The sequence below is a fragment of the Propionivibrio sp. genome, from assembly GCF_016790145.1.
Classification (GTDB): domain Bacteria; phylum Pseudomonadota; class Gammaproteobacteria; order Burkholderiales; family Rhodocyclaceae; genus Propionivibrio.
Window position 1 is genome coordinate 1 of sequence record NZ_JAEUOI010000132.1, and the last position, 25,953, is coordinate 25,953.

27 protein-coding genes are annotated in these 25,953 nt (G+C 56.6%); 17 read left to right on the top strand and 10 right to left on the bottom strand.

From position 1 onward, the window contains the following. From JNM42_RS11260 to JNM42_RS11280, 5 genes are all read left to right on the top strand, one after another. Positions 1-192: transposase (locus tag JNM42_RS11260; protein WP_294269592.1), on the top strand; the 192-nt coding region annotated here is incomplete at its 5' end. An 85-nt stretch (positions 193-277) separates the two neighbouring features. Then, entirely contained in the window at positions 278-1,426 is a 1,149-nt protein-coding gene (dinB, locus tag JNM42_RS11265; RefSeq protein ID WP_294269595.1) for a DNA polymerase IV, read from the top strand. 441 nt (positions 1,427-1,867) lie between these two features. Then, positions 1,868-2,125, top strand: a complete 258-nt coding sequence (locus JNM42_RS11270; protein WP_294269597.1) for a hypothetical protein — start codon at positions 1,868-1,870, stop codon at positions 2,123-2,125. Positions 2,126-2,394: 269 nt separating this feature from the next. Beyond that, complete coding sequence (locus JNM42_RS11275; RefSeq protein ID WP_294269599.1) at positions 2,395-4,314, top strand: adenylate/guanylate cyclase domain-containing protein; 1,920 nt, start codon at positions 2,395-2,397, stop codon at positions 4,312-4,314. 4 nt (positions 4,315-4,318) lie between these two features. Further along, positions 4,319-4,963 carry a hypothetical protein gene (locus tag JNM42_RS11280; RefSeq protein WP_294269602.1) on the top strand — a complete coding sequence of 215 codons (645 nt, stop codon included), beginning with the start codon at positions 4,319-4,321 and terminating at the stop codon, positions 4,961-4,963. Positions 4,964-4,998: 35 nt separating this feature from the next. Here the strand turns inward: JNM42_RS11280 and JNM42_RS11285 are convergent, their stop codons facing one another. From JNM42_RS11285 to JNM42_RS11310, 6 genes are all read right to left on the bottom strand, one after another. Continuing rightward, positions 4,999-5,679 carry a hypothetical protein gene (locus tag JNM42_RS11285; protein ID WP_294269605.1) on the bottom strand — a complete coding sequence of 227 codons (681 nt, stop codon included), beginning with the start codon at positions 5,677-5,679 and terminating at the stop codon, positions 4,999-5,001. A 36-nt stretch (positions 5,680-5,715) separates the two neighbouring features. Continuing rightward, the gene (gene lpoB / locus JNM42_RS11290; protein WP_294269608.1) at positions 5,716-6,333 is read right to left on the bottom strand and encodes a penicillin-binding protein activator LpoB; all 618 of its coding nucleotides are present in this window, start codon (positions 6,331-6,333) and stop codon (positions 5,716-5,718) included. 65 nt (positions 6,334-6,398) lie between these two features. Next, positions 6,399-6,800: a DUF1425 domain-containing protein gene (locus JNM42_RS11295; protein WP_294269611.1), complete on the bottom strand. Its 402-nt coding sequence runs from the start codon at positions 6,798-6,800 to the stop codon at positions 6,399-6,401. 25 nt (positions 6,801-6,825) lie between these two features. Then, a complete protein-coding gene (locus JNM42_RS11300; RefSeq protein ID WP_294269613.1) occupies positions 6,826-8,268 on the bottom strand; it encodes a DUF1425 domain-containing protein in 1,443 nt (480 codons plus the stop codon). A 36-nt stretch (positions 8,269-8,304) separates the two neighbouring features. Continuing rightward, positions 8,305-9,741, bottom strand: a complete 1,437-nt coding sequence (locus tag JNM42_RS11305; RefSeq protein ID WP_294269614.1) for a hypothetical protein — start codon at positions 9,739-9,741, stop codon at positions 8,305-8,307. Between the two features lie 213 nt (positions 9,742-9,954). After that, positions 9,955-10,308 carry a hypothetical protein gene (locus tag JNM42_RS11310; protein ID WP_294269617.1) on the bottom strand — a complete coding sequence of 118 codons (354 nt, stop codon included), beginning with the start codon at positions 10,306-10,308 and terminating at the stop codon, positions 9,955-9,957. Between the two features lie 142 nt (positions 10,309-10,450). Between JNM42_RS11310 and gmk the strand changes: the two genes are divergently transcribed. From gmk to glpK, 12 genes are all read left to right on the top strand, one after another. Next, on the top strand, positions 10,451-11,059 hold the full coding sequence (gene gmk, locus JNM42_RS11315; RefSeq protein ID WP_294269621.1) for a guanylate kinase: 609 nt from the start codon (positions 10,451-10,453) through the stop codon (positions 11,057-11,059). Between the two features lie 16 nt (positions 11,060-11,075). Continuing rightward, entirely contained in the window at positions 11,076-11,282 is a 207-nt protein-coding gene (gene rpoZ / locus JNM42_RS11320; RefSeq protein ID WP_294269624.1) for a DNA-directed RNA polymerase subunit omega, read from the top strand. A gap of 100 nt (positions 11,283-11,382) precedes the next feature. Then, positions 11,383-13,512, top strand: coding sequence for a bifunctional (p)ppGpp synthetase/guanosine-3',5'-bis(diphosphate) 3'-pyrophosphohydrolase (locus tag JNM42_RS11325; RefSeq protein WP_294269660.1), 2,130 nt, complete (start codon positions 11,383-11,385; stop codon positions 13,510-13,512). 3 nt (positions 13,513-13,515) lie between these two features. Further along, positions 13,516-14,763 carry a D-amino acid dehydrogenase gene (locus JNM42_RS11330; protein ID WP_294269626.1) on the top strand — a complete coding sequence of 416 codons (1,248 nt, stop codon included), beginning with the start codon at positions 13,516-13,518 and terminating at the stop codon, positions 14,761-14,763. Between the two features lie 28 nt (positions 14,764-14,791). Next, on the top strand, positions 14,792-15,586 hold the full coding sequence (locus tag JNM42_RS11335) for an enoyl-CoA hydratase (protein WP_294269629.1): 795 nt from the start codon (positions 14,792-14,794) through the stop codon (positions 15,584-15,586). A 9-nt stretch (positions 15,587-15,595) separates the two neighbouring features. Next, positions 15,596-16,414: a TatD family hydrolase gene (locus JNM42_RS11340; RefSeq protein ID WP_294269632.1), complete on the top strand. Its 819-nt coding sequence runs from the start codon at positions 15,596-15,598 to the stop codon at positions 16,412-16,414. Between the two features lie 176 nt (positions 16,415-16,590). Further along, positions 16,591-18,381 (top strand): fumarate reductase (quinol) flavoprotein subunit, encoded by a 1,791-nt coding sequence (frdA, locus tag JNM42_RS11345; protein WP_294269635.1) that lies wholly within the window; start codon positions 16,591-16,593, stop codon positions 18,379-18,381. Beyond that, positions 18,374-19,129, top strand: coding sequence for a succinate dehydrogenase/fumarate reductase iron-sulfur subunit (locus JNM42_RS11350; RefSeq protein WP_294269637.1), 756 nt, complete (start codon positions 18,374-18,376; stop codon positions 19,127-19,129). Before frdA ends, JNM42_RS11350 begins: the two co-directional genes overlap by 8 nt. Beyond that, on the top strand, positions 19,126-19,524 hold the full coding sequence (locus tag JNM42_RS11355) for a fumarate reductase subunit C (protein ID WP_294269640.1): 399 nt from the start codon (positions 19,126-19,128) through the stop codon (positions 19,522-19,524). The genes JNM42_RS11350 and JNM42_RS11355 overlap by 4 nt, the downstream gene beginning before the upstream one ends. Further along, positions 19,521-19,889, top strand: coding sequence for a fumarate reductase subunit FrdD (gene frdD, locus JNM42_RS11360; protein ID WP_294269642.1), 369 nt, complete (start codon positions 19,521-19,523; stop codon positions 19,887-19,889). The genes JNM42_RS11355 and frdD overlap by 4 nt, the downstream gene beginning before the upstream one ends. 231 nt (positions 19,890-20,120) lie before the next feature. Beyond that, positions 20,121-21,788, top strand: a complete 1,668-nt coding sequence (locus tag JNM42_RS11365; protein ID WP_294269645.1) for an FAD-dependent oxidoreductase — start codon at positions 20,121-20,123, stop codon at positions 21,786-21,788. Continuing rightward, positions 21,781-23,280, top strand: coding sequence for a glycerol kinase GlpK (gene glpK / locus JNM42_RS11370; protein WP_294269649.1), 1,500 nt, complete (start codon positions 21,781-21,783; stop codon positions 23,278-23,280). Before JNM42_RS11365 ends, glpK begins: the two co-directional genes overlap by 8 nt. A 20-nt stretch (positions 23,281-23,300) precedes the next feature. Here glpK and JNM42_RS11375 read toward each other — a convergent pair whose 3' ends face one another. The 4 genes from JNM42_RS11375 to JNM42_RS11390 all read right to left on the bottom strand — a co-directional run. Further along, complete coding sequence (locus JNM42_RS11375) at positions 23,301-23,876, bottom strand: gamma carbonic anhydrase family protein (protein WP_294269651.1); 576 nt, start codon at positions 23,874-23,876, stop codon at positions 23,301-23,303. A gap of 142 nt (positions 23,877-24,018) precedes the next feature. Next, positions 24,019-24,441 (bottom strand): thioesterase family protein, encoded by a 423-nt coding sequence (locus tag JNM42_RS11380; RefSeq protein WP_294269653.1) that lies wholly within the window; start codon positions 24,439-24,441, stop codon positions 24,019-24,021. 72 nt (positions 24,442-24,513) lie between these two features. Continuing rightward, positions 24,514-25,365 carry an S-formylglutathione hydrolase gene (fghA, locus tag JNM42_RS11385; RefSeq protein ID WP_294269656.1) on the bottom strand — a complete coding sequence of 284 codons (852 nt, stop codon included), beginning with the start codon at positions 25,363-25,365 and terminating at the stop codon, positions 24,514-24,516. Further along, positions 25,365-25,953: zinc-binding dehydrogenase (locus JNM42_RS11390; protein WP_294269658.1), on the bottom strand; the 589-nt coding region annotated here is incomplete at its 5' end. The genes fghA and JNM42_RS11390, both read right to left, overlap by 1 nt.

Here is a 25,953-nt window from a genome sequence, read left to right on the forward strand (position 1 = left end):
GTGCAGCGGTGGATTCTGGGTACCCATCATGGCTCGGTGCAGCCCGAGCACCTGGACGCCTATCTGGATGAGTTCGTGTTCCGCTTCAATCGTCGCACATCCAACTCACGAGGCATGTTGTTCTATAGGTTGCTACAACAAGCGGTCGTGACCGCACCGGTGACGTACCGGGATGTGGTGAAAAAGGCTTGACTGTTTGCCTCACTGGCATATCATTCAATACTGCTTATTTATCCAGTACTCGCGATAACTGGAGCTAAGTGGATACCCCATTGTTATGAACAGTATCCGCCGTATTGCCCACCTCGACATGGATGCCTTCTTCGCGTCAGTCGAATTGCTCCGCTACCCGGAACTTCGAGGGCAAGCGGTGGTGGTCGGGGGGCGAAATATCTATCAACCCGTCGAGCAGCCTGACGGCACCAAGCGTTTTGCCCGGTTAAAGGATTATGCCGGACGCGGTGTGATTACGACCTCCACCTATGAAGCCCGTGCACTGGGTGTGTTTTCCGGTATGGGGCTGATGAAGTCGGCACAATTGGCACCGGAGGCCATCCTCCTTCCCGCCAATTTTGACGCCTATCGCGATTACTCGCGGCGATTCAAGAATGCCGTGCAAAGCATTGCGCCGAAGATAGAGGATCGGGGCATTGATGAAATCTATATCGACCTGAGTGACATTCAGGAAAACACCAACGCACTGGCACGGCGCATCAAGCAGGCCGTCTTCGATGCAACCGGACTGACATGTTCCATCGGTATCACGCCAAACAAGCTCCTCTCAAAAATCTGCTCCGATCTGGATAAGCCCAATGGGATTACAGTTCTCGGCATGGAAGAAATTCCAGCCCGTATCTGGCCGTTGGCCACGAAGAAGATCAATGGGATCGGCCCCAAAGCCTCTGAAAAGCTAACTCGGCTTGGCATCAACACCATTGGGGAGTTGGCGGCAGCGCCGGTTCAGTTTCTGGTGAGCGAGTTTGGGCGTACGACGGGGGTGTGGTTGCACCAAGTGGCTCATGGTCTCGATGACCGGCCCATCGTCACCGAATCCGAACCCAAGTCCATCAGCCGCGAAAGCACATTCGAGCGCGATCTGCACGCCAAGCATGACAAGGCAGAACTGACCGAGATTCTTACATCGCTTTGTATGCGCGTTGCCGACGATCTGAAACGGAAGGGCTATGTCAGCCGGACAATCGGCATCAAATTGAAGTTCTCGGACTTTCATTCGGTAACCCGGGATGTCACCTTGCAGAGAAGTGTGAGCGAGGGTACTCAGATTCGAAAAACCGCCGGAGAATGCCTCAAGCGGATCCCGCTGACGCAAAAAATACGGCTGCTCGGTGTTCGGGCCAGTGGATTGATACCCCGGGCAGAAGCCGAATTGAACCACGTTGTAATTCAGCAGGAATTGCCTTTTTAGCGGGGTCAGGTGGGGACGTTGCGGGACGGGCTACTGCGGATGCTGGGGTACTGTAGCACTATCGGTACGTGTCTGATGTGGCCAGACACTCCTTCAATTTCGACCAGCGCCGTTCCAACTGAACGTCGACGGAAGGGAACTCCAGCAGAGCCGAAGCATTGCTGGTCAGCCAGTATTCCCCGTTGTTGATCCTCGCCATAGCAGGTGCCATTGGGCAGTTCTATCACATGAGTCTGTGGTAATCGATTACTCCACCGACCTGATGTTTCGCAGTGAGCAGATTCTGGTTCCGAATAATGACGCCGTTTCGGGCTAGGCGGTTCGGCGGCCAGCGCCGAGTGTGTCTCTGGCTTCCTGGGTAAAAAGGTCACACCGAAATTCGCACCGGAAATCGGTTCGCGATTGTCCACGCGTATCGAGAGGCGCCGCATCAAGCATTACATGGGTGGCGTCGGCGTGAAGGTCTATGACAAATTCTCTCGCGTGCTGCGCATGAAGACCAACGTCAATGACCTCAGTTTTTTCAAGCACCACAGCAAGGTGGAACATAAATATCAGCTCGTCATGCGCGAGTTGGCTCCGTTGAAGAAATCAATCTCCGACCAAAGGAAGTCCCTGTGGGACAGCTTGATTGGTTTGCGCGAAAGCATGTGCTCGGGATCATCAAGAAAGTCGCTCATGACTATCGCTGTTATCTGACCAGAATCGGGCGTCAGCCATCACCGCCGCCAGCCCTCTGACACGCTTCAGTCTCGTTCAAACCATGGCCGCTACGTATTGAAGCCTTCTCGCAATCTGTGAAGACTGAGATTGTTAGTGAATCGTTCGGGGACGAGTGTTTCAGATAGAATCAATCAAATCATATCGGAAGACAAGCCCATGAAAATCGCGTACTCCCGAGAAATATCGAATAACAAAGAATCAGCAGCGGCAGGCCTTTGTGCCTGCTACAGCTGATTCCAACCCTGATGTTAAGACACCTTGGCGAGGCTCGCCGGCTCTGGCTGGTTTTTTTCGCTGTGGCCGCCTGCCTGATTGCCGAGGCCTTGCTGCGTGGTGGCGCACTCAATACGGTGGATCAGCGCCTGCAGGATTTCTGGTTCCAGTGGCAGGGCAAACGGGCCGAGGCTCGGCATGTGGCCATCGTCGCGCTCGACGAAGATACATTGGCGGCGTATCCGGACGATCCGATGGTGTTCTGGACCGATCGGCTTGCCCTTGCCGTCGCCCGCTTGCGCGAAGCGGGCGTCAAGGCGGTCGGACTCGACATGCTGCTCAGCATCAGTCCCGAGCGCTGGCTTGGCAAACTGGGCGGCGATCTGCAGCAGGCGGCGCGCGATTACGACCGACCTTTCCGTGAGCAGATCAATAGCGGGCAACTGGTGCTGGCGTCGACACGTTCCGGTTCGGGCGGGCGAGAAACGGATTATTTACTGCCGAGCCCGGATTATCTGCTTGCGCTCCCTGACTTTGACATCCCCGGCCATGTTGCACTGGCCGATCTGCTCGATGAGGGGGACGGGGTCATTCGCCGCTATCTGGTGGCTCCCGTTGCGCAGACCGAGCGCGCGCCGCTGGAAGGCAGCGTTCCGGTTCTCGGACTGCCCTCGCTGCTCGCCGTGCACGCCGCCGGGCTAAATCCGCTGGCGGCTAACTGGATGCTTGCCGGACGCCAGGTGGCACGTGATCAGCCTCCCGAGCCGATTCCCTACATCGGGCCTCCGGGTGCCTTCCCGCGCGTTTCACTCAAGCAACTGCTGGCGCCCGACGCTTTGGACGACCCGGCTATCGCCGCGCTACGTGGCAAGGCAGTGCTCATCGGTGCAACAGCTGCCGGAATGAATGATGAGCATTTCACGCCATATGCGACACGGCTCTTTTCCGGGCGTGGGATCCTGATGAGCGGCGTCGAGTTGCACGCCAACGTGCTTGAGTCGCTGCTTTCAGGCGAGCGCCTGCACCCGTTGAACGAAGGGACACGCATCGTTTCACTGCTCATCCTGGCCGGACTGTCGGCGGCTGCTTTCGTGGCTCTGCCTGTCTGGGCGGGCGCCTTGCTCTGGCTGGTGAGCGCGCTGGTGCTGGCGGTTTCGGGTTTTCTGGCTTTCCGCGTCGGCGTACTTGTTCCGGTTTCTGTGTATGCGGTAGCGACGGGGCTTTGCCTGCTCAGCGTACTGGGCTGGCGTTTGACGGGTGAGGAGCGCGAGCGATCCCGCGTGCGCAAGATGTTCGGTCGCTATGTTTCGGAACAGGTGGTTGAAGCCTTGTTAAAATCGGGTAATCGCCCGGAACTCGGCGGCCAGTCGCAGGCGATGACGGTGCTTTTCTCCGATATCCGCAACTTCACGACAATCAGCGAGCGGTTGAACGCCAAGGAAGTCGTCGAGATGCTGAACACCTATTTTGAACGTGCCTGCGCGCCGCTGCTGGCACAGGGTGGCAGTATCGACAAGTTTATTGGTGACGCCATCATGGTCGAGTTTGGTTCGCCCTTGCCCCTGGCCGACCATGCCCTGCGCGGGGTGCGCGCGGCAATTGCACTGCGCACGGTGGCCGAGGAGTTTTCGGTGTGGATGGTGAATCGCTTTCCTGATCGCAATCTGCCAAAATTCGCGGTAGGAATTGGCTTGCATAGCGGCGAGGCGGTTATCGGCAATATCGGCTCGCCGACGCGCATGGAGTTTACGGCGATCGGTGACACCGTCAATCTGGCCTCCCGGCTGGAAGGGATGACAAAGGAGATCGGCTGCGCTATCTTGGCAAGCGAATCAACGATTGTTGAGGCCGGTAAAACCGTCGTTTGCGGGCGTAGCGAAGTCGTCAAGGTAAAAGGTCGCGAGGAAGCCGTTCGCGTTTTTGAAGTGTTGAAGCTAGAGGCAGGAGGGTAGGAAAATGACTAAAACAGGGTGGTTTGGCGGGGCGATACTGGCCCTCGTTTCGTTTGGCGCGTTGGCGGCTGAAGTCGGCCTGATAACTGCAGTTTCAGGAAACGTCAAGTTGCAGGAAGAAAAAGCCGCGGCCAGCGAACTCAAGCCCTTCGTCAAGGTGAGAGAGCGTGATCTTTTGATGATGGAAGGCACCTCCCGGTTGCAAGTGGTTTATTTTGAAGGGGGGCGTCAGGAAACCTGGCAAGGCCCGGTCGTGCTTGAGATCGGCAACGGATCAAGCAAAACGCTTAAAGGCAGCCTGCAGCCCGAAGTAAAGACGCTGCCTGCAATACTCGTCAAACAGTTGTCCAAAACCCCGTCACCCGACGGCAACGTCAAATCAGGCATGATCCGTATGCGCTCGATCCCTCCGTACGAGAAACTGGAGACAGTCGAAAAGAACTATGAGGAAATGCGTAAGCAGGCCGACGCCAAGGACCGGAATCCGGAGCTGTATCTGCTGGCGAGTTATCTGGAACTGCGCGAGTTCGACAAGCTGGAAAACGTACTCAGGCAACTCAACGAAAAAGGGTCGGGAGACCAGGATTTGGCCGCGTTGAACATGCTTTACTCGCGCGCTGTCAGGGAGGCGAAAAGCGCCGGAAAATAAGGTGCACGGGGAGCGGCCGCCGCCCCCATCCTCCATCATTTGAAGATGATGACTTCCTCGCGAGGTGATTCGACGAGCGGGCGGTTACCGCCGCCATCTTCAGCGCCACCAGAAAACCCGCCTAACTGCTCTTCGAGCTGCTTGGTAACCTCTTCGCCGAGACTCCTGGACGCTTCGGAAATAACCTTGTTGCGGTTCAGTACAACGCGTCCGCCTTGGCTGGTCATCAACCTGACATCCTGTCCCTCGCCCGTGGCGCTGAAGCGGGTTTTAACCGCATAATTCTTTGTGCTGATCACCGCGAACTCGCCCACCAGGTCAAGACTCAGGGTATGCGAAACCGTATCGGTGCTCTTGATTGGGTTGGCTTCCTGACGAAATTCATAACTGCTGATTTCGCCAAACAGAACGTAATCGGCTCCAGGGTACATCCCACTCTTGATGCGTCCGATGATGTCGCCAAGCCTCTCGTTGTTCCTGGCATCTGCGGAGGACTTGCTCTGAACCAACTGGAAACTGCCGGATTTCTGTATTCCACTCCGGATATCCGCAGTCAGTTTACGCAAGTCAGCGCGATCGATCGTACCGCTGACATGCTGGCCGTAGGCCAGCTCGGCGACGGCCAGCCTGGGCGAGGAAGTGGGGGAAGAGGGCGCAGCAAAACTGATTGTTGCGAACAGGGCCAGACCCGCCCGTATGAACCATTTGGCTTTCATCTCAAGTTCTCCAGGTTGCCGCGACGGCTTACAGAATCAACGCCTGGCCGACTTGCGAATTTCTTTCTCGTCGGACCATTCGACAATACCGGTCTCGATCTCGATCAGGCGCAGGTTCATCTTGTAATACACATCCTTCAGGTCGCTGGTCTTTTTGACGATTGAAGAAATGCTGCCATCAAGGCGGTACTTGGCACCCTGCATTTTGCCCATTTTAACGGTCTTGGATTTGCTGTAGAGGCCTGATTGGTTCTGGCGCATCAGTTCATCCGTCTGATTCTGCATGTCTTCGCCTTCGATGACGTACTTCACACCATTCTTCTGCAGTTGAGTCAGAATCGTGTCGGTAATCATACGGGTGTCGAAGTACTCACTTGTCTTGTTCTTGACCGGAGAAGCCATCAGCAACTGGCGTTTCTTGATCAGCGTCTGGATTTCGGGGGTTTGAATGAGGCCCTGGGTCATCTTCTCGGAAATCATCTGAATATCGGTCGATCCGAGATCGGTGGTCACCGTTTCAACCGCTTTGGCATCGCCGTAACTGACCCCGCTCGTTCCGGTGGTGGGTGAGGTTGTCTGGCAACCGGCGAGCGCAAGCAACAGAATGCCGGCAAGCAGATACGTACGCTGATCACGACCAAGATTTGAGCCCATCGAATTTCTCCTGAAAAAATTGTTGTTCGACATCGTACCGTGACCACCATGGTGACGGAAAGGTGTCAGTTCGGGTTTTGTACAACCAGTCTGAAACTTGTTGCCTTGAAAGACGGCGAGGAGACACTGATCGTCTGTTTATTGTGGCCATAGACAATCAGCGGCTTCCATGGCTCGTCATCCCAAACGGCCAGACCCTGCTGATCCATCCATTCGAAACGGTAATACACTTGCCGGTTGGTTGAAGAGGCGTTGTTCAGCTCGGCCTGAACGCGTAACAGCCGGTCCTGCCTTGTCGCGCGAAGATCACTGATGGCAATAGCGTCTGAACCATCCTGGGTCAACGTGGCATAGCCATGGTTGACGGGCACACCGGCCGGATTGGCGCCTGAGGCAACCATGGGAGCGAGTGCAAGCAGGCAAACTGCCAAATAGATGGGTTTAGGCGCGCCGAACAGAACTTGCATGATGAACCTCCGATAGAAGTGCTGGTTAGTTACTGGTGCTATCCGGACTCTGCAGTATGAGCCGGAAGTCCGTCGCTTTGAATGTAGGCGAGGATACGTTGATGATCTGTTTCTGATTGCCGTAGACTATCAGCGGTTTCCACGGCTCCTCGTCCCATACCGTAAAGCCATTGCCATCGAGCCATTTGAAGCGGTAATAGAGTTGCTGATTGCCCGAGCTGATATTGGTGACTTCGACCTGAATACGCATTAGATTATCGCGCTTAACTGCGCGTAAATCAGTCACCTTCAGGTTGTTCATCTTGCCCTGTTCTTCGAGCTTGCTGGCTATCGAAGGGCCACTGCTGGGAGGTGGCGGCGGCGGCGCCGAACCCATGGCAATCTGTGTCGGAGCACTGCTGGCAACAGGGGGGGGTGCGGACGCGGCGGCTGGCGCAAGTGTAGAATCGCTGCTCCGGCTGACGGTCTTGCTCATTGCTGCAACGCGACGGGTGGCCAGCGCTGCGAACTGACCGTTCGGGTACTTACTGAGATAGTCCTGATAGTCTTCGACCTGTTTGCTGTCCTTGATGCTGTCCCAGAACGAGAGTTCCACGGCTTTTGGGTCAACCGCCTGGACAACCGTCGTCGTTCCGCCCGGTGCTGCGGCAGCAGCGCCTGCCGTGGTTTTAGCCGGTGCGGGACCCGGAACAAAGTAGAAGTCGCCATCGGTCTGGTCGTAGATGGCCGGCTGCTGTTCATGGCCGACCGACTTGGCTTTCTGGATAACCATCGAGCGTGTTTTCTTGAGTGCCTCGGTGCTGCTGACGCCAGGTTGCGAGATCATCGGCAGGAACTCGCGGGTGAACAGGCCGTTCGGGTTCTTGTCGTCGTTTCCGAGGCTGTCGAGCGCCTCCTGATTGGCGCCCGCCGAAAACAGCACGGTTTGTCCGCTCGGTGAATTGGTCATCGCCAGACCGCGCGTCGACCCTATCGAACGCCCGGCCTTTTTAGGCAGGGGGTTGTTGCGACAGGCATCAAGCACGAGCAGGGTGTACTTGGCCTTGGCATCCGCCAGCTTGTCCTGCAGAACGGGGACGCTGATCGCCTGATCGGCAACGTCAGCCGGGTCGCGTGGCGTATCCATATCGACCGGTATGAGAAAATTCTGATTGTTGATCTGTACGCCGTGGCCGGCGAAGAAAAAGACGCCGACGCCGCCTCCCGAGACTTTCTGGACAAAGTCGTTGATCGCCTGATTCATCTTCTTCTGACCAACGTTGTTGAAGGCCTGGACTTCAAAGCCGACTTTGCGAAGTTCGGCTGCAACGGCGTTGGCGTCATTGACCGCTTTTTCAAGTTTGGTGATGTTCTGGTAATCATTGTTTCCGATCACCAGTGCAACACGACGCTCTGCTGCCGCCAATGCATTGCCACCCAGAAGCAGTGTGAAAAGCAGGCTCAAGACAACAAGTAATTTTCGCATCATGAAGTTCTCCAGCAAGGTTTCCAGGCAGGTTTGCTCTTAGAGGCTGGTCTTTTTGGCAGGTTTTTTGGGCGCCGGCTTGCCGCTAGCGCCAACATCCGACAAACCACTTCCCAGTATGTTGGGCTGACCTATGTAAACAGCCCCACTGGCTATGCGGATCGGGATGATCGTGAAACGGCTGCCGATGATCACTTCCTTCCTGTAGGTTCCGCTACCTGTTTGAAATTCGATCGTCTGGCTGCCTTGCGGCAGGGTGGCGCGGGCGACCGAAATACGCTCGGGCAAGGTCCGCCAGCTCCGTTCATCCGCCTGTTCTGTAACCACGGTGCCTATGTTGACCAGCACCCCCAGCGCCAGACCGCCCTTGTAAGCCTGATCCTGAGCGACGGATTTGACGACGGCACGGATAACCGTACGCAAAAGAATTCCCGGCATCTGATCCTTTAGCTGGCGCCGGGCCATGGTATCGATATTGGTCAGCGTTTCTACCGGAAGCTGTTTCCCGGCCACTGAAACCGTTGAAGGAACGAAACCCTTGTTCTCGGACTTTATCAGAGGGAACGACAGTGGCGTGATCATGAATCCGGTAGAACGGGGGATGGGTATCGGGATGGTTATCGACTTCCAGGCCGGAGCAAATCCCGATTCAATGACAAACAATACATCCGCTTCCTTGGGGCCCGGCCGACGACGGCCGACATCTTTCAGCCCGGCCTGCACAATGCGGGAATTCGGCGCCAGCTTGAGGGCGTTGCGATAGCCCGGTTCGGCCAGCGACGATTCGCCGGTTACTTCAAAAAAGTAGCCTGCCAGATAATGAGCAAAGGCATTCTGGAAACCGTTCTTAAGGCTGTTGACCTCTGGGGTATCCAGTTCAGCCATCGGATACTCCTTCATCTGCTTGACATCGACAGCGACATTTTGCGTTTTGGCTTCTTCCTGCAGCTTGTCATATTCCTTCTCGCGGAAGCTTTCGATCAGCTTTTCCCGCTCATAGGTTTTCTTCATCTCGATGCGGGCCAGATCGTAGTTGCCCAGCATGACGTGATTCAAAGTCAGATTGGTGGACAGCATCACTTTTTCGTAATCCTGACCTTCGTAGCGCCGCGTCTTGTCATTGATCAGGACGCTTCCGATGTTCCCCATCAGCTTGGCGGGATCGGTCCTGACGCTGTCTTCCCACTCGCGGACAAACTCGTCAGCCTTCAACCAGGAATCACGACCGTTCGCATAATTGCTGTCCAGTGTCAGTAGCTCGCCTTTTTCAAAATAATAGAGAATGTCCTTGTCCTGAGTGATAACGCCCGGCGTGTTGTTTTTTTCCAGTTGTTCGATGGCCTGCTTGACCGCGCCGCTGTTGACCAGATTAACCGTTCCCTTCAATTCGTCATCGTACTGACGCATCGGGTTGCCGGCACAACCGGCCAGAACGCATACCAGCAGCAGAAGCGAGTTTAGTCCCCTGGAATTCATATGTTTGTTATCCCCGATGAATCAATATGAGGCTGCAAAGACCGAACGGTCAGGATTGATGATACCACCGTCGTTCGCCATTTCCGGCAACAATCCCTGCCACTCTGTTGAACGCTGTGACAAGTTGGTTGCAGAACTTTCAAGCTGTTGATTATTATATATCCAGTCCCATTCTGCAAAGTTTTGGAAAGCTGTCACCGTCCGACCGATTCTTTAACGAGTGATCGCCTCGTTACGCCCCGAAAATTTGTCGCTCATGCGCAGAGCGGCATCGCTGAACTCACCCAGGGGTTTCTCGACGCAATACCGGTCAACGAAATTTTCGACTGTTCCGCTTGATATGGCCGACACCTGCTGACTCTGCCTGGCATAGTTGTGGCCGGTCAGCACTCCACGAATCCAGGCCAGGTAAATTTTACGTTGTTCTGCATCGTCTTTTGATTTGACCCAGGCGTTGCAGGACATGTCGTCAAATCCGACGGTTTTTATCGGAACCGCAGCAGTGCCGGTGGCAATCAAGGCAGCGAACAGTAACAACAGTGACAGCAGCGGCACTCTTCTCGACATGAATCTTCCCTGAGCAATTAACTCGACAATGCGCCAATTCTCGTCTTTATGTCCCGTGCCGTCTAGGTGAGAGAGATTCCCGAGATTTCACAGGTACAATTCAGGCTGTCGATCAGCACCGTATTATTGCAGGCCAAAGCGCATGATAGGTCATCTCTACATTGTGACAGCCCCATCGGGAGCAGGAAAAACAACACTGGTACGTCTGCTGCTCGGGAGCGATTCTGAAATTCGCGTCTCCATCTCGATGACCACGCGCGCGCCACGAACCGGCGAAAAAGACGGCCGCGATTACCATTTCGTCGATGTCAAGGATTTTCTCGGGAGGGTCAGCCGGGGTGAGTTTCTTGAATGGGCCGAAGTGCATGGCAACTACTATGGAACGTCGAAGCACTGGATTGAGGCGGAGATGACTGCCGGGCGTGACGTTGTGCTGGAAATCGACTGGCAGGGAGCTCAGCAGGTACGCCGTGCTTTCCCGGCGGCGATCAGCGTGTTCATTCTGCCACCTTCGCTGGAAGCACTGAACGATCGGCTTTCCGGTCGGGGCACCGACTCCGCCAAAACCATCGCTCGCCGGATTGCCGCAGCGCGCGAGGAGATGAGGCATGTGGATGAATTCGACTATGTTATTATTAACGACGATTTGCAGCAGGCACATGACAATCTTCTGTCCGTGATCAGCGCCTCGCGGCTTGAATACGCAACCCAGCGCCAGCGGCACTCTGCGCTGTTCGCCACACTACTCTGATTTTCAGGACAAAAAAATGGCACGAGTAACCGTAGACGACTGCATGCACTGTATCCCGAACCGTTTCCAGATGACCCTGGCCGCCACCTATCGCGCCCGCCAGATCACTGCCGGTGCAGCACCGATGGTCGATGCCGACCGCGACAAGCCGACAGTCATCGCTCTGCGCGAACTCGCGCTGGGCATGTACGGTCTGGAAGTTCTCAACCGCGGTCACGCCTGACCGTCCTCGGCAGGTTACGTGGTGCGCCATCGTGAATCCCGACGCCATTGCCGCCGACCCTGCCAACGACTTAGCTGCTCAGCCCGAGCCGAATAAAACTATCTACCGGAATGAAGATCCCGCTTACCGGGTTTTCATCGACACCCTCAGCTATCTTGAGCCGGATGAAATAGCGCTCGTCATCGAGGCCTATCACTTCGGCGAGGATGCGCACCATGGACAAACTCGCCTCTCGGGTGAACCCTATATCACTCATCCGCTTGCAGTGGCTGGCTCATTATCCGAGTGGCGCATGGACGCGCAAGCCATCATCGCCGCTCTGCTCCATGACGTCATGGAGGATACCGCAGTATCCAAAGCCGAGATCGCCGAGCGTTTTGGCAAACCGGTGGCCGAACTGGTCGACGGGCTTTCAAAGCTTGAGAAAATAGAGTTCCAGTCCTATCAGGATGCGCAAGCGGAAAATTTCCGCAAAATGCTGATGGCCATGGCGCGAGATCTGCGCATTGTTCTGATCAAGCTCGCCGACCGCCTGCACAATCTGCAAACAATGGCTCCCATCCGCCCTGACAAGCGGCGTCGTATTGCCGTCGAAACACTCGAAATCTATGTTCCAATCGCCACCCGGCTCGGTCTGAACAACATTTCGCGGCAATTGCAGGATCTTTCCTTTGAGCACATCCATCCGATGCGCTTCCGGGTACTGACGCGGGCAATCAAGGCCGTGCGCGGCAATCGGCGCGAGTTGCTGTCCAAGATTCTTGAAGGCATCCGCAACAAGCTGCATGAATCAAACATAGAAGCAGGCGTCTTCGGTCGGGAAAAGAGTCTCTATTCGATTTATCGCAAGATGGTTGATAAACACCTGAGCTTCTCGCAGGTACTCGACATCTACGGGTTCCGGATCATTGTTCGGGATATTCCCCACTGCTATCTGGCCCTGGGCGCACTGCATTCCCGGTACAAACCGGTGCCCGGAAAATTCAAGGATTACATCGCCATCCCCAAGGAAAACGGTTATCAATCCCTGCACACGACGCTGATCGGCCCCTATGGCACACCGATCGAGATCCAGATCCGGACCCAGGGCATGCACCATTTGTCCGAACAAGGAATCGCCTCGCACTGGCTGTACAAGGATAGCGAAGAAAGCGGCGCCAACCTGCAGGTCAAGATGCACAAATGGCTGCATTCGCTGCTTGAACTGCAAAGCTCGACCGGAGATTCTTCCGAGTTTCTTGAACACGTCAAGGTCGATCTCTTCCCTGACGAAGTCTACGTCTTCACTCCGAAGGGAAAGATTCTGGCGCTCCCGCGTGGTGCGACGGTCATCGATTTTGCTTATGCCGTGCATACCGACATTGGTCACCGGTGCATAGCCGCTCGTATTGATCACGAGTTGATTCCACTGTCGGCTGAACTGTCCAATGGAAATCAGGTTGAGATCATTACGGCGGCACATTCCAGCCCGAATCCGGCCTGGCTGACCTATGTCAAAACCGGTCGGGCACGCAGCAAGATACGCCAATTTCTGCGTGCCATCCAGCAGGAGGGATCAAGCACCCTTGGCGAAAATATGCTCAATCAGGAATTGCAAGCACTCGGCGTGCTTCCTTCCGAGATACCGTCAGCCATCTGGGAGCGAGTGATTCGCGATTCGGGGAAAAAATCGAGACGGGAATTTTTTGCCGATATTGGCCTTGGCCGCAGTCTGGCTGCCGTTTTCGCCCGCCGTCTGGCCGCACACGACGAAGTTCCCCAGACCGAAGCGAGTTTATCGTCACCCCTGGTCGTACGCGGTACCGAGGGATTGGCCATCCAGTTAGCGCCCTGTTGCCAGCCGATTCCTGGAGACCCGATTGACGGAATGCTGCGCAAGGATCAAGGTTTGCTGATCCACACCCATGCCTGTCAGGCGGCCAGAAAATTGCGCGGCAGCGAGCCGCAGAACTGGATTCACGTTGAGTGGGCCGCGGATCCTGGTCAATTCTTTGACGTACACATCAGAGTAACCGCGAAAAATGTGCGCGGGGTACTGGGTCGCGTCGCGACAGGCATATCGCAGGCCGGCGCCAATATCGAGCATGTGAGCATGGAAAGGGATAACCCTGGCTTATATACGGAACTGGACTTTCTTGTGCAGGTTTCCGGTCGCCAGCATCTGGCCGCACTGATGCGCAGCCTTCGCCGCATTACCGACGTTGTCCGCATTGTTCGCAAACAGGAGTAGTTGTTGAGAGTCCTGATTTTCGGTGCCGGTGTCGTTGGCGTCAGTAGTGCCTGGTATCTCCTAAAAGCGGGTCATGAAGTCACTGTCATTGATCGCCAGTTGGCTGCCGGTCTGGAAACCAGTTTTGCCAACGGCGGCCAGATCTCGGTTTCGCACGCCGAACCGTGGTCCAATCCACATGCCCCCTTGCGCGCCCTTTCGTGGATGGGGCGCGAGAATGCGCCTCTGCTCTTTCGCCTGCGCTGGGATCCGGCACTCTTCGACTGGGGTCTGCGCTTCCTGCGCGAATGTACGCCGCAACGTACTCGTGCCAATATCCGTGACATTGTTTCGCTGGCACTCTATAGCCGCAGCCGGTTGCAGGCCTTGCGCGACGAAACGTCCATCGAGTATGACCATCTCGAACGTGGCATTCTGCACGTTTATACTGATCGTCATGAGTTTGCAGCAGCCGTCGAATCAGCCAAAGTGTTGCGCGAGTTTGGCTGCGACCGTCAAACAATAGACGCCGACGAGTGCGTGGCGATTGAACCCGCACTGAAAGCGGCGCGACCAATGCTGGTCGGTGGTGACTATACGGCCGCCGATGAATCGGGTGATGCGCATTGTTTTACCAGGAATCTTGCTGCACTGTGCAGCGCACGCGGCGTCAGCTTCCGCTACGACACCACGGTTGAGCGGCTGCTTACAGAGGGCGGACGAATAACCGGGGCATTGCTGAAAGCGTCAGGCGCCAGCAAGGTACAGACCGCTGATGCCTATGTCGTCGCGCTCGGGAGCTATACGCCCTTGCTGTTGCGTCCGCTGGGTATTCGGCTACCGGTTTATCCGGCCAAGGGCTACTCGGCGACGGTAGCACTCGCTGATTCGAGTGTTGCACCGACAGTGGCCCTGACAGACGATGGCCACAAGTTGGTCTTTTCGCGCCTTGGTCAGCGCCTTCGTATAGCCGGTACCGCCGAATTCAACGGCTACAATACCGAGCTCAACAGTGTACGCTGCCAGGCCCTGATGCAACGCACACAGCAGTTTTTTCCCGATCTGCGGCCAGTCGACGATCCGGATTTCTGGTGCGGCCTGCGCCCATCGACACCGTCGAATGTGCCCTTTATCGGGCGTTCGACGTTTTCAAATCTCTATCTCAACACCGGTCACGGTACACTCGGCTGGACCATGGCTTGTGGTTCAGGTTCGGCTCTGGCCGACATCATCAGTGGTCGATCACCTGAAATCGGACTACGCCGAATCTAGATTGTTCTAACCCCTGGCAGGAGATGACATGAACGCTGTTTTATACGAGGTGTGCGATAACGTCGCCACGCTCACACTTAACCGGCCGGAATCGCTGAACGCGGTCAATCCGGCGATGATTGATGCCCTGCTGGCGGCGAGTTCGCGCGCGGCCAGCGACGCTGCCGTGCGTGCGGTGATTGTGCGCGGCGCCGGCGAACACTTCATGGCTGGCGGCGATCTCAAGTGGTTTCGCGAGCAAACTGATCTGCCCGCGCAGGCCAGCCGGTCACGCTTCGAGGAATTGATCGAGGGGGTTCATGCCTCGGTACTGAACTTCAAGCGCATGAACAAGCCGGTAATTGCTGCGGTGCACGGCGCGGTTGCCGGATTCGGCCTGTCGCTGATGCTGGCTGCCGATCTGGTACTGGCTTCAGATAACGCCTATTTCACACTGGCCTACAGCAACATTGCACTTTCACCGGATGGTGGTGCCACCTGGTCGCTGCCACGTCAGGTCGGGTTAAAACAAGCCATGGAAATCGCCTTGCTGGGTGAGCGCTTTGACGTATCCCGCGCTCGAGAACTGGGACTGGTCAATCGGGTTGTCCCGCGTGACGATCTGGAGGCCGAAACGCTGAAGCTCGCCAGACGTCTTGCCACCGGGCCGAGCACAGCGCTGGCACATACCAAGGCCCTGCTCAACCAGTCATTCGACAACTCGCTTGAAGCCCAGTTACACGCCGAGCAAATGTCCTTCGTAGACTGTGCAACGAAGCCCGATTTTGCCGAAGGACTGACTGGTTTCTTTGAAAAGCGCAAGCCGGTCTACAACAAGAATTGATTCCTGCGCATGCTGATCGACAGCCATTGCCATCTCGATGCACGCGAGTTCGACGCAGATCGGGATGCAGTCATTGTTGCCGCGCATGCCGCCGGGGTGTCGGGAATCGTCATCCCGAGTGTCGAAAAGAATAACTTTTCTGCGGTGCGCGATTGCTGCAGGCGCTACCCCGGATGCTTCCCGGCCTATGGCATTCATCCGCTTTACATCGATCGAGCCAGTGAGGTCGACTTTTCCACGCTGCGAGAATGGCTGCACAACGAATCAACCGGCGCGTTTCCACCCGTCGCCCTCGGCGAAATCGGGCTGGATTACTTTGTGCCTGGTTTTGATGCAGCGCGCCAGGAACACTTTTTTATCGAACAACTGAAGATTGCCCGGGATTTTGATTTGCCTGTCTTGTTGCATGTGCGCCGTTCGCTCGATCAGGTCCTGAAATGCCTGCGCCGGATCGCCGTTCGTGGTGGCATCGCGCATGCTTTCAACGGCAGTCGCCAGCAGGCCGATGAATTCATCCGCCTGGGTTTCCGGTTGGGGTTTGGTGGCGCCATGACCTACGCCGGATCTACACGCATCCGGAAGCTCGCCAGCACCCTGCCAATCAATGCCATCGTTCTAGAAACTGACGCGCCCGACATGGCGCCCTGCTGGCTCGCCGGTGAGCGCAACACGCCGGTTGAACTAATCCGGATCGCCCGAACTTTCTCTGAGCTGCGCGGTCTTCTCTTGGCCGAGGTGCTGGCGGCAACTTCGGCCAACGTACTGGAAATTTTGAACTTGCCGCTGCCTGGCCCGATGCATCTGGATTCGCCCGGAATGGCTGTTTGACGGCCTTTGGCAGGAACGTTTTTAGACATGGCAAAACTGAGTTGAAGTTGCCGGAGAGCAGAAAAAACGCCATAATCGCTCGCTGTCAAGTATCAAGCGTCGCCAGGGACCTTTCTGTCGGTGTCTAATTTGCGCTGGTCGTAGCTGAATTCGCATAATGCGAGAAAGGATTGGGCGTGGAAATTTTCAAGGCTGATGTAGTCATAGTGGGAGGCGGTGGAGCCGGCTTGCGTGCGGCGATCGCCGTGGCAGAGACCGATCCTTCGTTGAAGATCGCGCTGGTCTCCAAGGTCTATCCGATGCGTAGCCACACCGTGGCCGCAGAGGGGGGTGCCGCTGGCGTCAAGAAGCCGACCGACAGCTACGAGTATCACTTTCACGATACCGTAGGTGGCGGCGACTGGTTGTGCGAACAGGATGTCGTCGAATACTTCGTCAGGCAGGCGCCTATCGAGCTGACACAGCTTGAACACTGGGGCTGCCCGTGGAGCCGTACCGCCGATGGACACGTCAACGTGCGTGCCTTTGGCGGCATGAAGATCGAGCGCACCTGGTTTGCTGCCGACAAGTCCGGCTTCCATATCCTGCATACCCTGTTCCAGACCTCGATGAAGTATCCCTCGATCAAGCGCTTTGACGAGCACTTCTGTGTCGACCTGCTGGAAGACGAGGGTCGCTGCCAGGGCGTCGTCGTGATCGAAATGGGTACCGGCGAATTCTCGATGATCGAAGCCAGGTCAGTGATCATTGCGACCGGTGGCGCAGGCCGTGTCTTCCGCGAGAGCACACTCGGCGGCATCGTCACCGGCGACGGCATGGCGCTGGCGTACCGTCATGGCGTTGCGCTGCGCGACATGGAATTCGTCCAGTATCACCCGACCTGCATGCCGGTCACCGGACTGCTCTTCACCGAAGCCTGCCGCGGCGAAGGCGGCATTCTGGTCAACAAGGACGGCTACCGCTACCTGCAGGACTACGGCCTCGGCCCCTTGCAGGACAAACCGAAGAACAAGTATATGGAGCTCGGTCCGCGCGACCGATTGAGCCAGGCTTTCTTCTTCGAACAGCAGAAGGGCCGCACCATCGAACACCCGACGCTCGGTTCGGTTGTTCACCTCGATCTGCGCCATCTCGGCGAAGCGTATTTGCGTGAGCGTCTGCCGCTGATCTATGAAATGGCCGAAACCTTCATGGGTCTTGATCCGGCCAAAGACCCGATCCCGATTCGCCCCGGCGTGCATTACACCATGGGCGGCATCAAGGTCGATGGCAATTGCGCGGCATCGCTCAAGGGGCTCTACGCGATTGGCGAATGTGCGAGCGTCGGCATTCACGGTGCCAACCGCCTTGGTTCGAATTCCCTCACCGAACTGCTCGTTTTTGGCAAGGTAGCCGGCGTCGATGCGGCCAGGAACGCCAAGTCGCTCACTCCCGGCAAGTCGGCCAGCCTGCTCAAGCAGGCCGAGGCCACCGAGCAGCGTCTCCTGGCATTGAAGACGAAGACGGGCGGAACCGAGAGAATCTCGGTGATCCGCAAGGAAATGGCGCAAAGCATGGAAGATGGTTGCGGCATCTACCGCATGGAAAACACCATGCAGGCGACCTGCGACAAGCTCTCCGAACTGCGTCAGCGCTTCAAGAACATCAGCATCGACGACAAATCCAGCGTCTGGAATACCGACTGGCTGACCGCCATTGAGCTTGACTATCAGCTCGACGTCGCACAATCGATGGCGCATTCGGCGATCAAGCGCAAGGAATCGCGTGGTGCCCACCAGCGTCTCGACGGTTTCGAACTGCGCGACGACGTCAACTACCTCAAGCACTCCGAAGCGTACTACGTTGCAGGCGACGTACCGCGCATCGCCTATGGCGATGTGAAGATCACCACGTCTCAACCGGCGGCACGCGTCTATGGCGCTGCCGGCGAAAAAGCAGACCAGGAAAGGAAGGGATCCCATGCCTGATAGCCAAAAAATCATTGAAATCGAGGTTCTGCGTTATAACCCCGAGAGTGACAAAGAGCCCCATCTTGAGGTTTACAAAGTCCCTTTTTCCGACGACATGTCGGTGCTGCAGGGTGCTCAGTACATCAAGGACCACTTCGACGGTTCGCTGACTTTCCGCTGGTCGTGCCGGATGGCCATCTGCGGCAGTTGCGGCATGATGATCAACGGCATACCCAAGCTCTCGTGCGAGACTTTCCTGCGCGATTACTATCCGAATCGGATTCGTATCGAAGCCATGGCCAACTTCCCGATCGAAAAGGATCTGGTGGTCGATTTAAGCGGCTTCATCGAGAAACTCGAGAGCATTCAGCCCTACATCATTCCCAGGGAGCCGCGCTCGCTTGACCAGGGTGAGTACATCCAGTCGCCCGAGCAGTTCAATGCGTATATCCAGTTCACCTCCTGCATCAACTGTACCCTGTGTTATGCCGCTTGCCCGCAGTTTGGCCTGAATCCGGACTTTATCGGCCCCGCCGCGATTGCCCTGCTGCACCGCTACAACATGGATTCGCGCGATGGTGCAGCCGCCGAGCGGATGGAACTGGTCGCTGCCGAAGAAGGCGTCTTCAACTGCAGTGCGGTGGGTTACTGCTCGGAAGTCTGTCCGAAACACGTTGATCCGGCCAACGCCGTCAATATCAACAAAACCAATGCAGCGAAGGACTACTTCCTGCGCTTCCTGTCACCGAAAGGGGGTTCCAAGTGAGCAAGCGTCGTCCCTATGTCCGTTCGATGGACGGTTGGTGGAAGAAAAACCCCTTCTACGTCGAGTACATGATTCACGAAAGCACGGCCTTGTTCGTAGCCGCCTATGCTTTCACCCTGCTCGTTGGTCTGGTTCGTCTGGGTCAGGGTGAAGCGGCCTGGAACGGCTGGCTGGAAGCCATGAAGAGCCCGCTGTCGCTGATTTTCCATGTGGTCTTCCTGCTGGCCATCATGTACCACACCTACACCTGGTTCAAGATCATGCCCATAACGCTGCCGCCGATCATCGTTGGTGGCAAGAAAGTCAGCCCCGGGGCTATTACCGGTAGCGGTTTGCTGGCTGCCGTTGTGGCGAGCGTTTTCATGCTCGGTCTGGTTTGGAGGATTGCACAATGAAGTCTGGACTGAAACGTTCCAACGCGCCGATTTTCTGGAGCCTGTTTGGTGCCGGCGGCATGTTCTCGGCCTTGTTTGGCCCGGTGCTGGTGTTCATTACCGGCATCGCGGTTCCGCTGAGCCTGATGTTGCCATCGGGCACGATGAGCTATCCGAAGATGCTGGCTTTCGCGCAGAACTTCATCGGCAAAGGCTTCATCCTGGCGGTCATTTCCCTATTTCTGTGGTTTGCCGCACACCGTATTTTTCACTCGCTGCACGAGATTGGAATTCATGCCGGGTTGGGAGCCAAACTGATCTGTTACGGGTCTGCTTTCGTCGCCACAGTGGTTTCGGCCGTCGTTCTGCTCCGACTGGGCTTTTAATGCACGCCGGCTGAGGACGGGTCTCATATCGACTACAGACCATCCTTGCCCAGGAACCCGCGTCAGCCCGAAACGGCTGGCGCTTTTTTTTGCGCTCGTTTCTTGATCACTTCCTGTAGCCCGATTCGAGTGTGGATTGAATAACCAGGGTAAGCCGCCAATGACCCCGATTGACGGGTTGCGGTACAGTTCACCCATGTCAGACCCACGATCAACACCTTGGGTAAACCTATGAAACTCCGGGATAGCAACATTGAGAAACTGGGTCAGGGCACTTGTTATGATGCTCTCATCATTGGTGGCGGGATAAACGGCGCCGTTGCGGCCGCAGCATTGTCCGGCAAGGGGGTGAAAGTGGCGCTGATCGAGCAGCGCGACTTTGCCGGCTTCACCAGTCAGCAGTCGAGCAATCTTGCCTGGGGAGGTATCAAATATCTGGAAAGTCATGACTACGGGCTAGTCAGAGAACTCTGTCTTGGCCGAAATCACCTGATTGAAAACTATCCGTCTCGGGTAAAGGAGATTCGATTCTATTCGACGATCGAACGGGGTTTCCGCTTTCCACCCCTGCTCCTGTGGCTGGGAACCTGGGTGTATTGGCTGATTGGCAATGGCTTTACGAAGATTCCGCGCTGGTTATCCAGGGAAACAATCAATGCCGAGGAACCGGTCATAGACACCTCCAGATTCCATAGCGGCTTTGAATATTCGGATGCCTATCTGCACGACAATGACTCGCGATTTGTATTCCAGTTTGTTCGTTCAGCGATGGATCGTGGCTGCATCGCGGCCAACTATGTCGAATCGCTCGGTGCGCGCCGGGAAGAAGGTCACTGGATCACCTGTGCCCGCGATGTTATTACGGGAAAGACGCTGGAGATACGCTCCACAGTCCTGATCAATGCGGCCGGCCCCTTCGTGGACGATCACAACCGGCTCACGGGAGAAAAAACCGGGCACCGCCACCTGTTCTCAAAGGGCATTCATCTCATCGTTCCGCGGATTACGCCACAGCACCGGATTCTGACCTTTTTTGCCGATGATGGACGCTTGTTCTTTGTCATTCCGATGGGTGTGCGAACCTGCATCGGTACGACCGACAGCAGAGTAAATTCTCCATTCACCGAGGTGAGCGCAGCAGACCGTCAATTCGTTATCGACAATATCAACAAGCGCCTGAATCTGTCGAAGCCGCTGACTACAGCCGACATTATTTCCGAGCGCTGCGGAGTGCGGCCGCTGGTCGTGAAAGCTGGCGATGCCAGCGACAATACCCGTGACTGGTTACAGATGTCGCGCAAGCACGAAATCGATGTGAATTGGGACAGCACGCATTTGAGTATCTTTGGCGGCAAGCTGACGGATTGCATTAACGTGGGCAACGAAATCTCCACTATTGTTTCCGCGATGGGAGTCAAGCTGCCCTACCCGAAGTACAAGTGGTACGGTGAGCCGCATCGCTCCGTGCGTGAGGAATACATGCATCAGGCCAGGCTGATGAATCTTGACAGTTACACCGCACCGGAGTCGATCGAGACACTAAGTACACGCTTGTGGCGCCGTTACGATCAGCAGGCGTTCGAGTTGCTGGCAACCATCCGTGAAGACCCGCGCCAGGCTGAAGTACTGATCAAGGGAACCGACTACATTCGCTGTGAGATCCGGCTGGCTCAGCATCAGGAAATGATTACCCGGCTTGAGGACTTCCTGCGCCGTCGCTCAAAAATCGCATTGGTTGTTCGCCACGAAGATATCCGGAATGCCGAGGGTCTGATGGAAGCGTGCGAAATCCTGTTCGGCGACCAGGCCAAGGAAAAATACGCAGAGTATTTCAAGATCCGGCCTGAACAACCTACCCGGGCTTTGCCTGTCAAGAAGAGGAGAAACGCAGATGAATAGTAAATACGTATTGGCTCTCGATCAGGGCACAACGAGCTCGCGTGCCATTCTGTTCGACCGGACGGGCAAAAGTGTTGGCGTGGCCCAGAAAGAGTTCACGCAAATCTATCCGCAACCCGGTTGGGTTGAGCACGATCCGATGGAAATCTGGGGCACCCAGAGCGGCGTTGCGCGTGAAGTCCTGGAAAAAACGGGCATACGCCCCGACGACGTAGCGGCGATCGGCATAACCAACCAGCGTGAAACGACCATCGTCTGGGACAAGCAAACCGGCAAGCCGATTTACAACGCAATCGTCTGGCAATGCCGTCGCACGGCGAGTATTTGCGATGATTTGAAGGCCAGGGGGCTTGAACCGTACATTCGCCAGACTACCGGTCTCATCGTCGATGCCTATTTTTCGGCAACCAAGGTGAAATGGATACTCGATAACGTGGCCGGTGCACGTGCGCGTGCCACGAACGGCGAACTGCTGTTCGGCAACGTCGATACCTGGCTGATCTGGAATCTCACGCGCGGCAAGGTGCACGTCACCGACTATTCCAATGCCTCGCGTACCCTGCTGTTCAATATCGGCGATCTGACCTGGGATCAAAAAATTCTTGCCGAACTGGACATCCCGGCCTGTATGCTTCCGCAAGTCAAGCCCTCAAGTCATGTCTATGGACATACCGATGCGCATACTTTCGGTGGCGCGGCAATCCCCATCTCGGGCGATGCGGGTGACCAGCAGGCCGCCCTCTTTGGTCAGGCCTGCTTCAGCGATGGAATGGCAAAAAACACTTACGGTACAGGCTGTTTCATGCTGATGAACACCGGCGAAAAACGTATTCCTTCGAAAAACGGCCTGCTGACGACGATCGCCTGGGGCGTAGACGGCAAAGTGGAATACGCGCTCGAAGGCAGCATCTTCGTCGCCGGTGCGGCGGTGCAGTGGCTGCGCGACGAACTCAAGATCGTCGATAACGCAGCACAATCAGAAGCGATGGCGATGGCCGTTCCGGATACCAACGGCGTCTACCTGGTGCCGGCCTTCGTCGGACTGGGGGCACCTTACTGGGACATGTATGCGCGTGGCACCATCGTCGGTCTGACACGCGGCGCAAACCGGAATCACCTCGTTCGCGCCACGCTTGAGGCGATTGCCTTCCAGGTACGCGACATACTGCAGGCCATGGAAGACGATTCCGGAATCAGGCTGAAGGCACTCAAGGTGGACGGCGGTGTAGTCGCCAACAATTTCCTCATGCAATTCCAGTCCGATATTCTCGGTGTCCCGGTAGAACGTCCGGCACTTGCCGAAACAACAGCCATGGGTGCTGCATTCCTGGCCGGTCTGGCCGTCGGTTTCTGGAAGGACAAGGCGGAAATTGCCGCCAGATGCACTGTCGATCGCACCTTCAGGCCAGCCATGGAAGCAGAGGCTCGCGAGAAGAAATACAAGGGCTGGAAAAAAGCCGTTGAACGCTCACGTGCCTGGATCGAAGACTAGCAACAAGTCATGTCAAACGCTCAACCAGGCCGCTCGACTGCTGCGTCAGCCCCGCCACTGGCAGGCTCTCCGGCAAGATAATTGTTTTTGACGCGCAAGTAGTGTTCTGCCGAGTAGCGGAGATAAGCCACTTCGGCCGCCGTTAAACGACGTATCCTTTTCACCGGCCGCCCGACGTACAGAAAGCCGCTTTCCAGGTGCTTCAGCGGCGGCACCAGACTGCCGGCGCCGACCATGACCTGGCTGGCAATCACGGCGTCGTCCATCACGATGGTGCCCATGCCGATCAGGCACTCATTGCCAATGGCGCAGCCATGCAGGATCACCCCGTGCCCGATGGTCACATAATCGCCGATGATCAGTGGCGAACCGAGGGGCTTGCGTTCCGTTTTATGCGAAACATGGCACATCACGAAATCCTGGATGTTGGTGCAGCGGCCAACGACGATGTGATTGACATCGCCGCGCAGCACGGTGTTGCACCATACCGACGAATCGTCGCCAAGCTGAACATCCCCGATGACCTGGGCCGACTCGTGGAGATAGATTCTTTCAGCCAGACGGGGCGAAGTACCCAGGTAATTGGAGATTTTCATGGCGTCATTTCAAGCGAGGGTGAAGGTTCGGTGAGTATTGATCCAGACTGAATATACGCCAGGGAACTGTTAAACGGTCAAGGCACTGGACACCGGCTTCCGCCGGTGTGACGGCATATTCGGCGTTTCACTGGATGCCGGGTTATGGTTTTACCCGCTTGCCAGCGAGCCGGGCATCAAATTTTTCCTTGTTGATGACGAAGCGCTCATGCTTGCCCCGTGAAATCAGTTCGACACCATCGTGGGCTTCGACAGCAAAAACAAGCTTTTTCCCTTCGACTGAGATCAACTCGACGCGGGCTGTGACCTCAAAGCCGGTGGGGGTTGCCGCATCGTGGCTGACGTCGATGTGTGTGCCCACGGTTTGTTCGTGTGGCCAGTCGAGATGAGGGTTGATGGCCTTGATGCAGGCCCACTCGAGGAGACCGACCAGGAAGCCGGTAGCAAAGACTTCCGGCATGGCCACGAATTCGTCCGCCTCCGGATAGAGTGCCGGAACGGTTTTCGACTCAGGAACAAGGAACGTGTGCTCGTATCTGATACCGGGTTTCAAGGTCTCCTTCATTTGCTTCTCCAAAAACGCTTTTCCCTATGGGCTGGCGAATGCACGCATCGCGATTATAATCCGTGGCCCGCCTCAACCCAGCATCTGCGTGTGGTGTATCAGATGATCGGCCATGAAGGTCGAGATGAAGTAGTAACCGTGGTCATAGCCGGTATGGCGGCGCAAAGTGAGTGGCTGGCCGGCCTCGGCGCAGGCCACCTCGAACAGATGCGGGTTGAGTTGAACCGGCAAAAACCTGTCGGCCAGGCCCTGGTCGACCAGGATGCCGGCAGGATAGGGGGCAAGCGTATGCCGGCGCATCAATGCGCAGGCATCGTGTTCCGCCCAGCGCCGGCTATCGTTGCCGAGATAGCCGGTAAAAGCCTTCACTCCCCACGGGCACTGCGTGGGCGCACAGATCGGGGCAAAAGCCGAAACCGACCTGAACAGCCCGGGATGCCTGAGGGCTAGCGTCAGCGCTCCGTGACCGCCCATCGAGTGTCCGAAAATGCCCAGCCGGCGGATATCGACGGCAAGCTCCCGCGCCAGCAGTGGAATCAGTTCGGCGATCAGGTAGCTTTCCATGCGGTAGTGCGTTGACCAGGGCGCCTCGGTGGCATCCAGATAAAAACCGGCGCCGACGCCAAAGTCCCAGCTTTCGGTTTCGCCCGCCACCTTGGCACCGCGCGGGCTGGTATCGGGACTGATCAGCGCCAGTCCCAGCTCGGCGGCAAGGCGTTGCGCGCCGGACTTGATCATGAAGGTTTCTTCCGTGCAGGTCAGCCCGGCCAGATAGAGCACAGCCGGTACTTTGCCCAGCGAGGACTGGGGCGGCAGATACACCGAAAAGCGCATCGGCAATCCGATCTCCTGCGAGGCGTGCTGGTAAAAGGTTTGCACGCCGCCAAAGCAGGCATGCTCGCTCAATAGTTCCGGCATGCTCATCAGTACAGCACGACGCCGCGAATCGATTCGCCGCGCTTCATCAGGTCAAAACCCTTGTTGATGTCTTCGAGCGGCATGGTGTGAGTAATCAGATCGTCGATGTTGATCTTGCCCTCCATGTACCAGTCCACGATTTTCGGCACATCGGTGCGACCGCGAGCGCCGCCAAAGGCCGAGCCCTCCCACTTGCGCCCGGTCACCAACTGGAAGGGCCGGGTGCTGATTTCCGCGCCAGCCTCGGCGACGCCGATGATGATGCTGCGCCCCCAGCCCTTGTGCGTACATTCCAGCGCCTGGCGCATTACCTGGGTGTTGCCGATGCACTCGAAACTGTAGTCGGCGCCTCCGTCGGTCAGTTGCACGATGTCATCCACCACGTTCGCGGTTTCCTCCGGGTTGATGAAGTGTGTCATGCCGAACTTGCGCGCCATCGCTTGCCGCGCCGGATTGATGTCAACACCGATGATCCTGTCGGCACCGACCATCTTCGCCCCCTGAATCACATTGAGGCCGATGCCGCCGAGGCCGAATACCACGACATTGGCACCGGCTTCGACCCGGGCCGTGAAAATCACCGCGCCGATACCG

Excerpts from the sequence above, each read along its gene's own strand:
- JNM42_RS11350 (WP_294269637.1), top strand. The coding sequence starts at position 18,374 with ATGCCTGATAGCCAAAAAATCATTGAAATCGAGGTTCTGCGTTATAAC.
- gmk (WP_294269621.1), top strand. The coding sequence starts at position 10,451 with ATGATAGGTCATCTCTACATTGTGACAGCCCCATCGGGAGCAGGAAAA.
- JNM42_RS11285 (WP_294269605.1), bottom strand. The coding sequence starts at position 5,679 with ATGAAAGCCAAATGGTTCATACGGGCGGGTCTGGCCCTGTTCGCAACA.
- JNM42_RS11270 (WP_294269597.1), top strand. The coding sequence starts at position 1,868 with ATGGGTGGCGTCGGCGTGAAGGTCTATGACAAATTCTCTCGCGTGCTG.
- JNM42_RS11380 (WP_294269653.1), bottom strand. The coding sequence starts at position 24,441 with ATGAAGGAGACCTTGAAACCCGGTATCAGATACGAGCACACGTTCCTT.
- JNM42_RS11375 (WP_294269651.1), bottom strand. The coding sequence starts at position 23,876 with ATGAAAATCTCCAATTACCTGGGTACTTCGCCCCGTCTGGCTGAAAGA.
- JNM42_RS11300 (WP_294269613.1), bottom strand. The coding sequence starts at position 8,268 with ATGATGCGAAAATTACTTGTTGTCTTGAGCCTGCTTTTCACACTGCTT.
- JNM42_RS11275 (WP_294269599.1), top strand. The coding sequence starts at position 2,395 with ATGTTAAGACACCTTGGCGAGGCTCGCCGGCTCTGGCTGGTTTTTTTC.
- rpoZ (WP_294269624.1), top strand. The coding sequence starts at position 11,076 with ATGGCACGAGTAACCGTAGACGACTGCATGCACTGTATCCCGAACCGT.
- dinB (WP_294269595.1), top strand. The coding sequence starts at position 278 with ATGAACAGTATCCGCCGTATTGCCCACCTCGACATGGATGCCTTCTTC.
- glpK (WP_294269649.1), top strand. The coding sequence starts at position 21,781 with ATGAATAGTAAATACGTATTGGCTCTCGATCAGGGCACAACGAGCTCG.
- JNM42_RS11340 (WP_294269632.1), top strand. The coding sequence starts at position 15,596 with ATGCTGATCGACAGCCATTGCCATCTCGATGCACGCGAGTTCGACGCA.
- frdD (WP_294269642.1), top strand. The coding sequence starts at position 19,521 with ATGAAGTCTGGACTGAAACGTTCCAACGCGCCGATTTTCTGGAGCCTG.
- JNM42_RS11365 (WP_294269645.1), top strand. The coding sequence starts at position 20,121 with ATGAAACTCCGGGATAGCAACATTGAGAAACTGGGTCAGGGCACTTGT.
- JNM42_RS11305 (WP_294269614.1), bottom strand. The coding sequence starts at position 9,741 with ATGAATTCCAGGGGACTAAACTCGCTTCTGCTGCTGGTATGCGTTCTG.
- JNM42_RS11295 (WP_294269611.1), bottom strand. The coding sequence starts at position 6,800 with ATGCAAGTTCTGTTCGGCGCGCCTAAACCCATCTATTTGGCAGTTTGC.
- fghA (WP_294269656.1), bottom strand. The coding sequence starts at position 25,365 with ATGAGCATGCCGGAACTATTGAGCGAGCATGCCTGCTTTGGCGGCGTG.
- lpoB (WP_294269608.1), bottom strand. The coding sequence starts at position 6,333 with ATGGGCTCAAATCTTGGTCGTGATCAGCGTACGTATCTGCTTGCCGGC.
- JNM42_RS11280 (WP_294269602.1), top strand. The coding sequence starts at position 4,319 with ATGACTAAAACAGGGTGGTTTGGCGGGGCGATACTGGCCCTCGTTTCG.
- JNM42_RS11335 (WP_294269629.1), top strand. The coding sequence starts at position 14,792 with ATGAACGCTGTTTTATACGAGGTGTGCGATAACGTCGCCACGCTCACA.
- JNM42_RS11310 (WP_294269617.1), bottom strand. The coding sequence starts at position 10,308 with ATGTCGAGAAGAGTGCCGCTGCTGTCACTGTTGTTACTGTTCGCTGCC.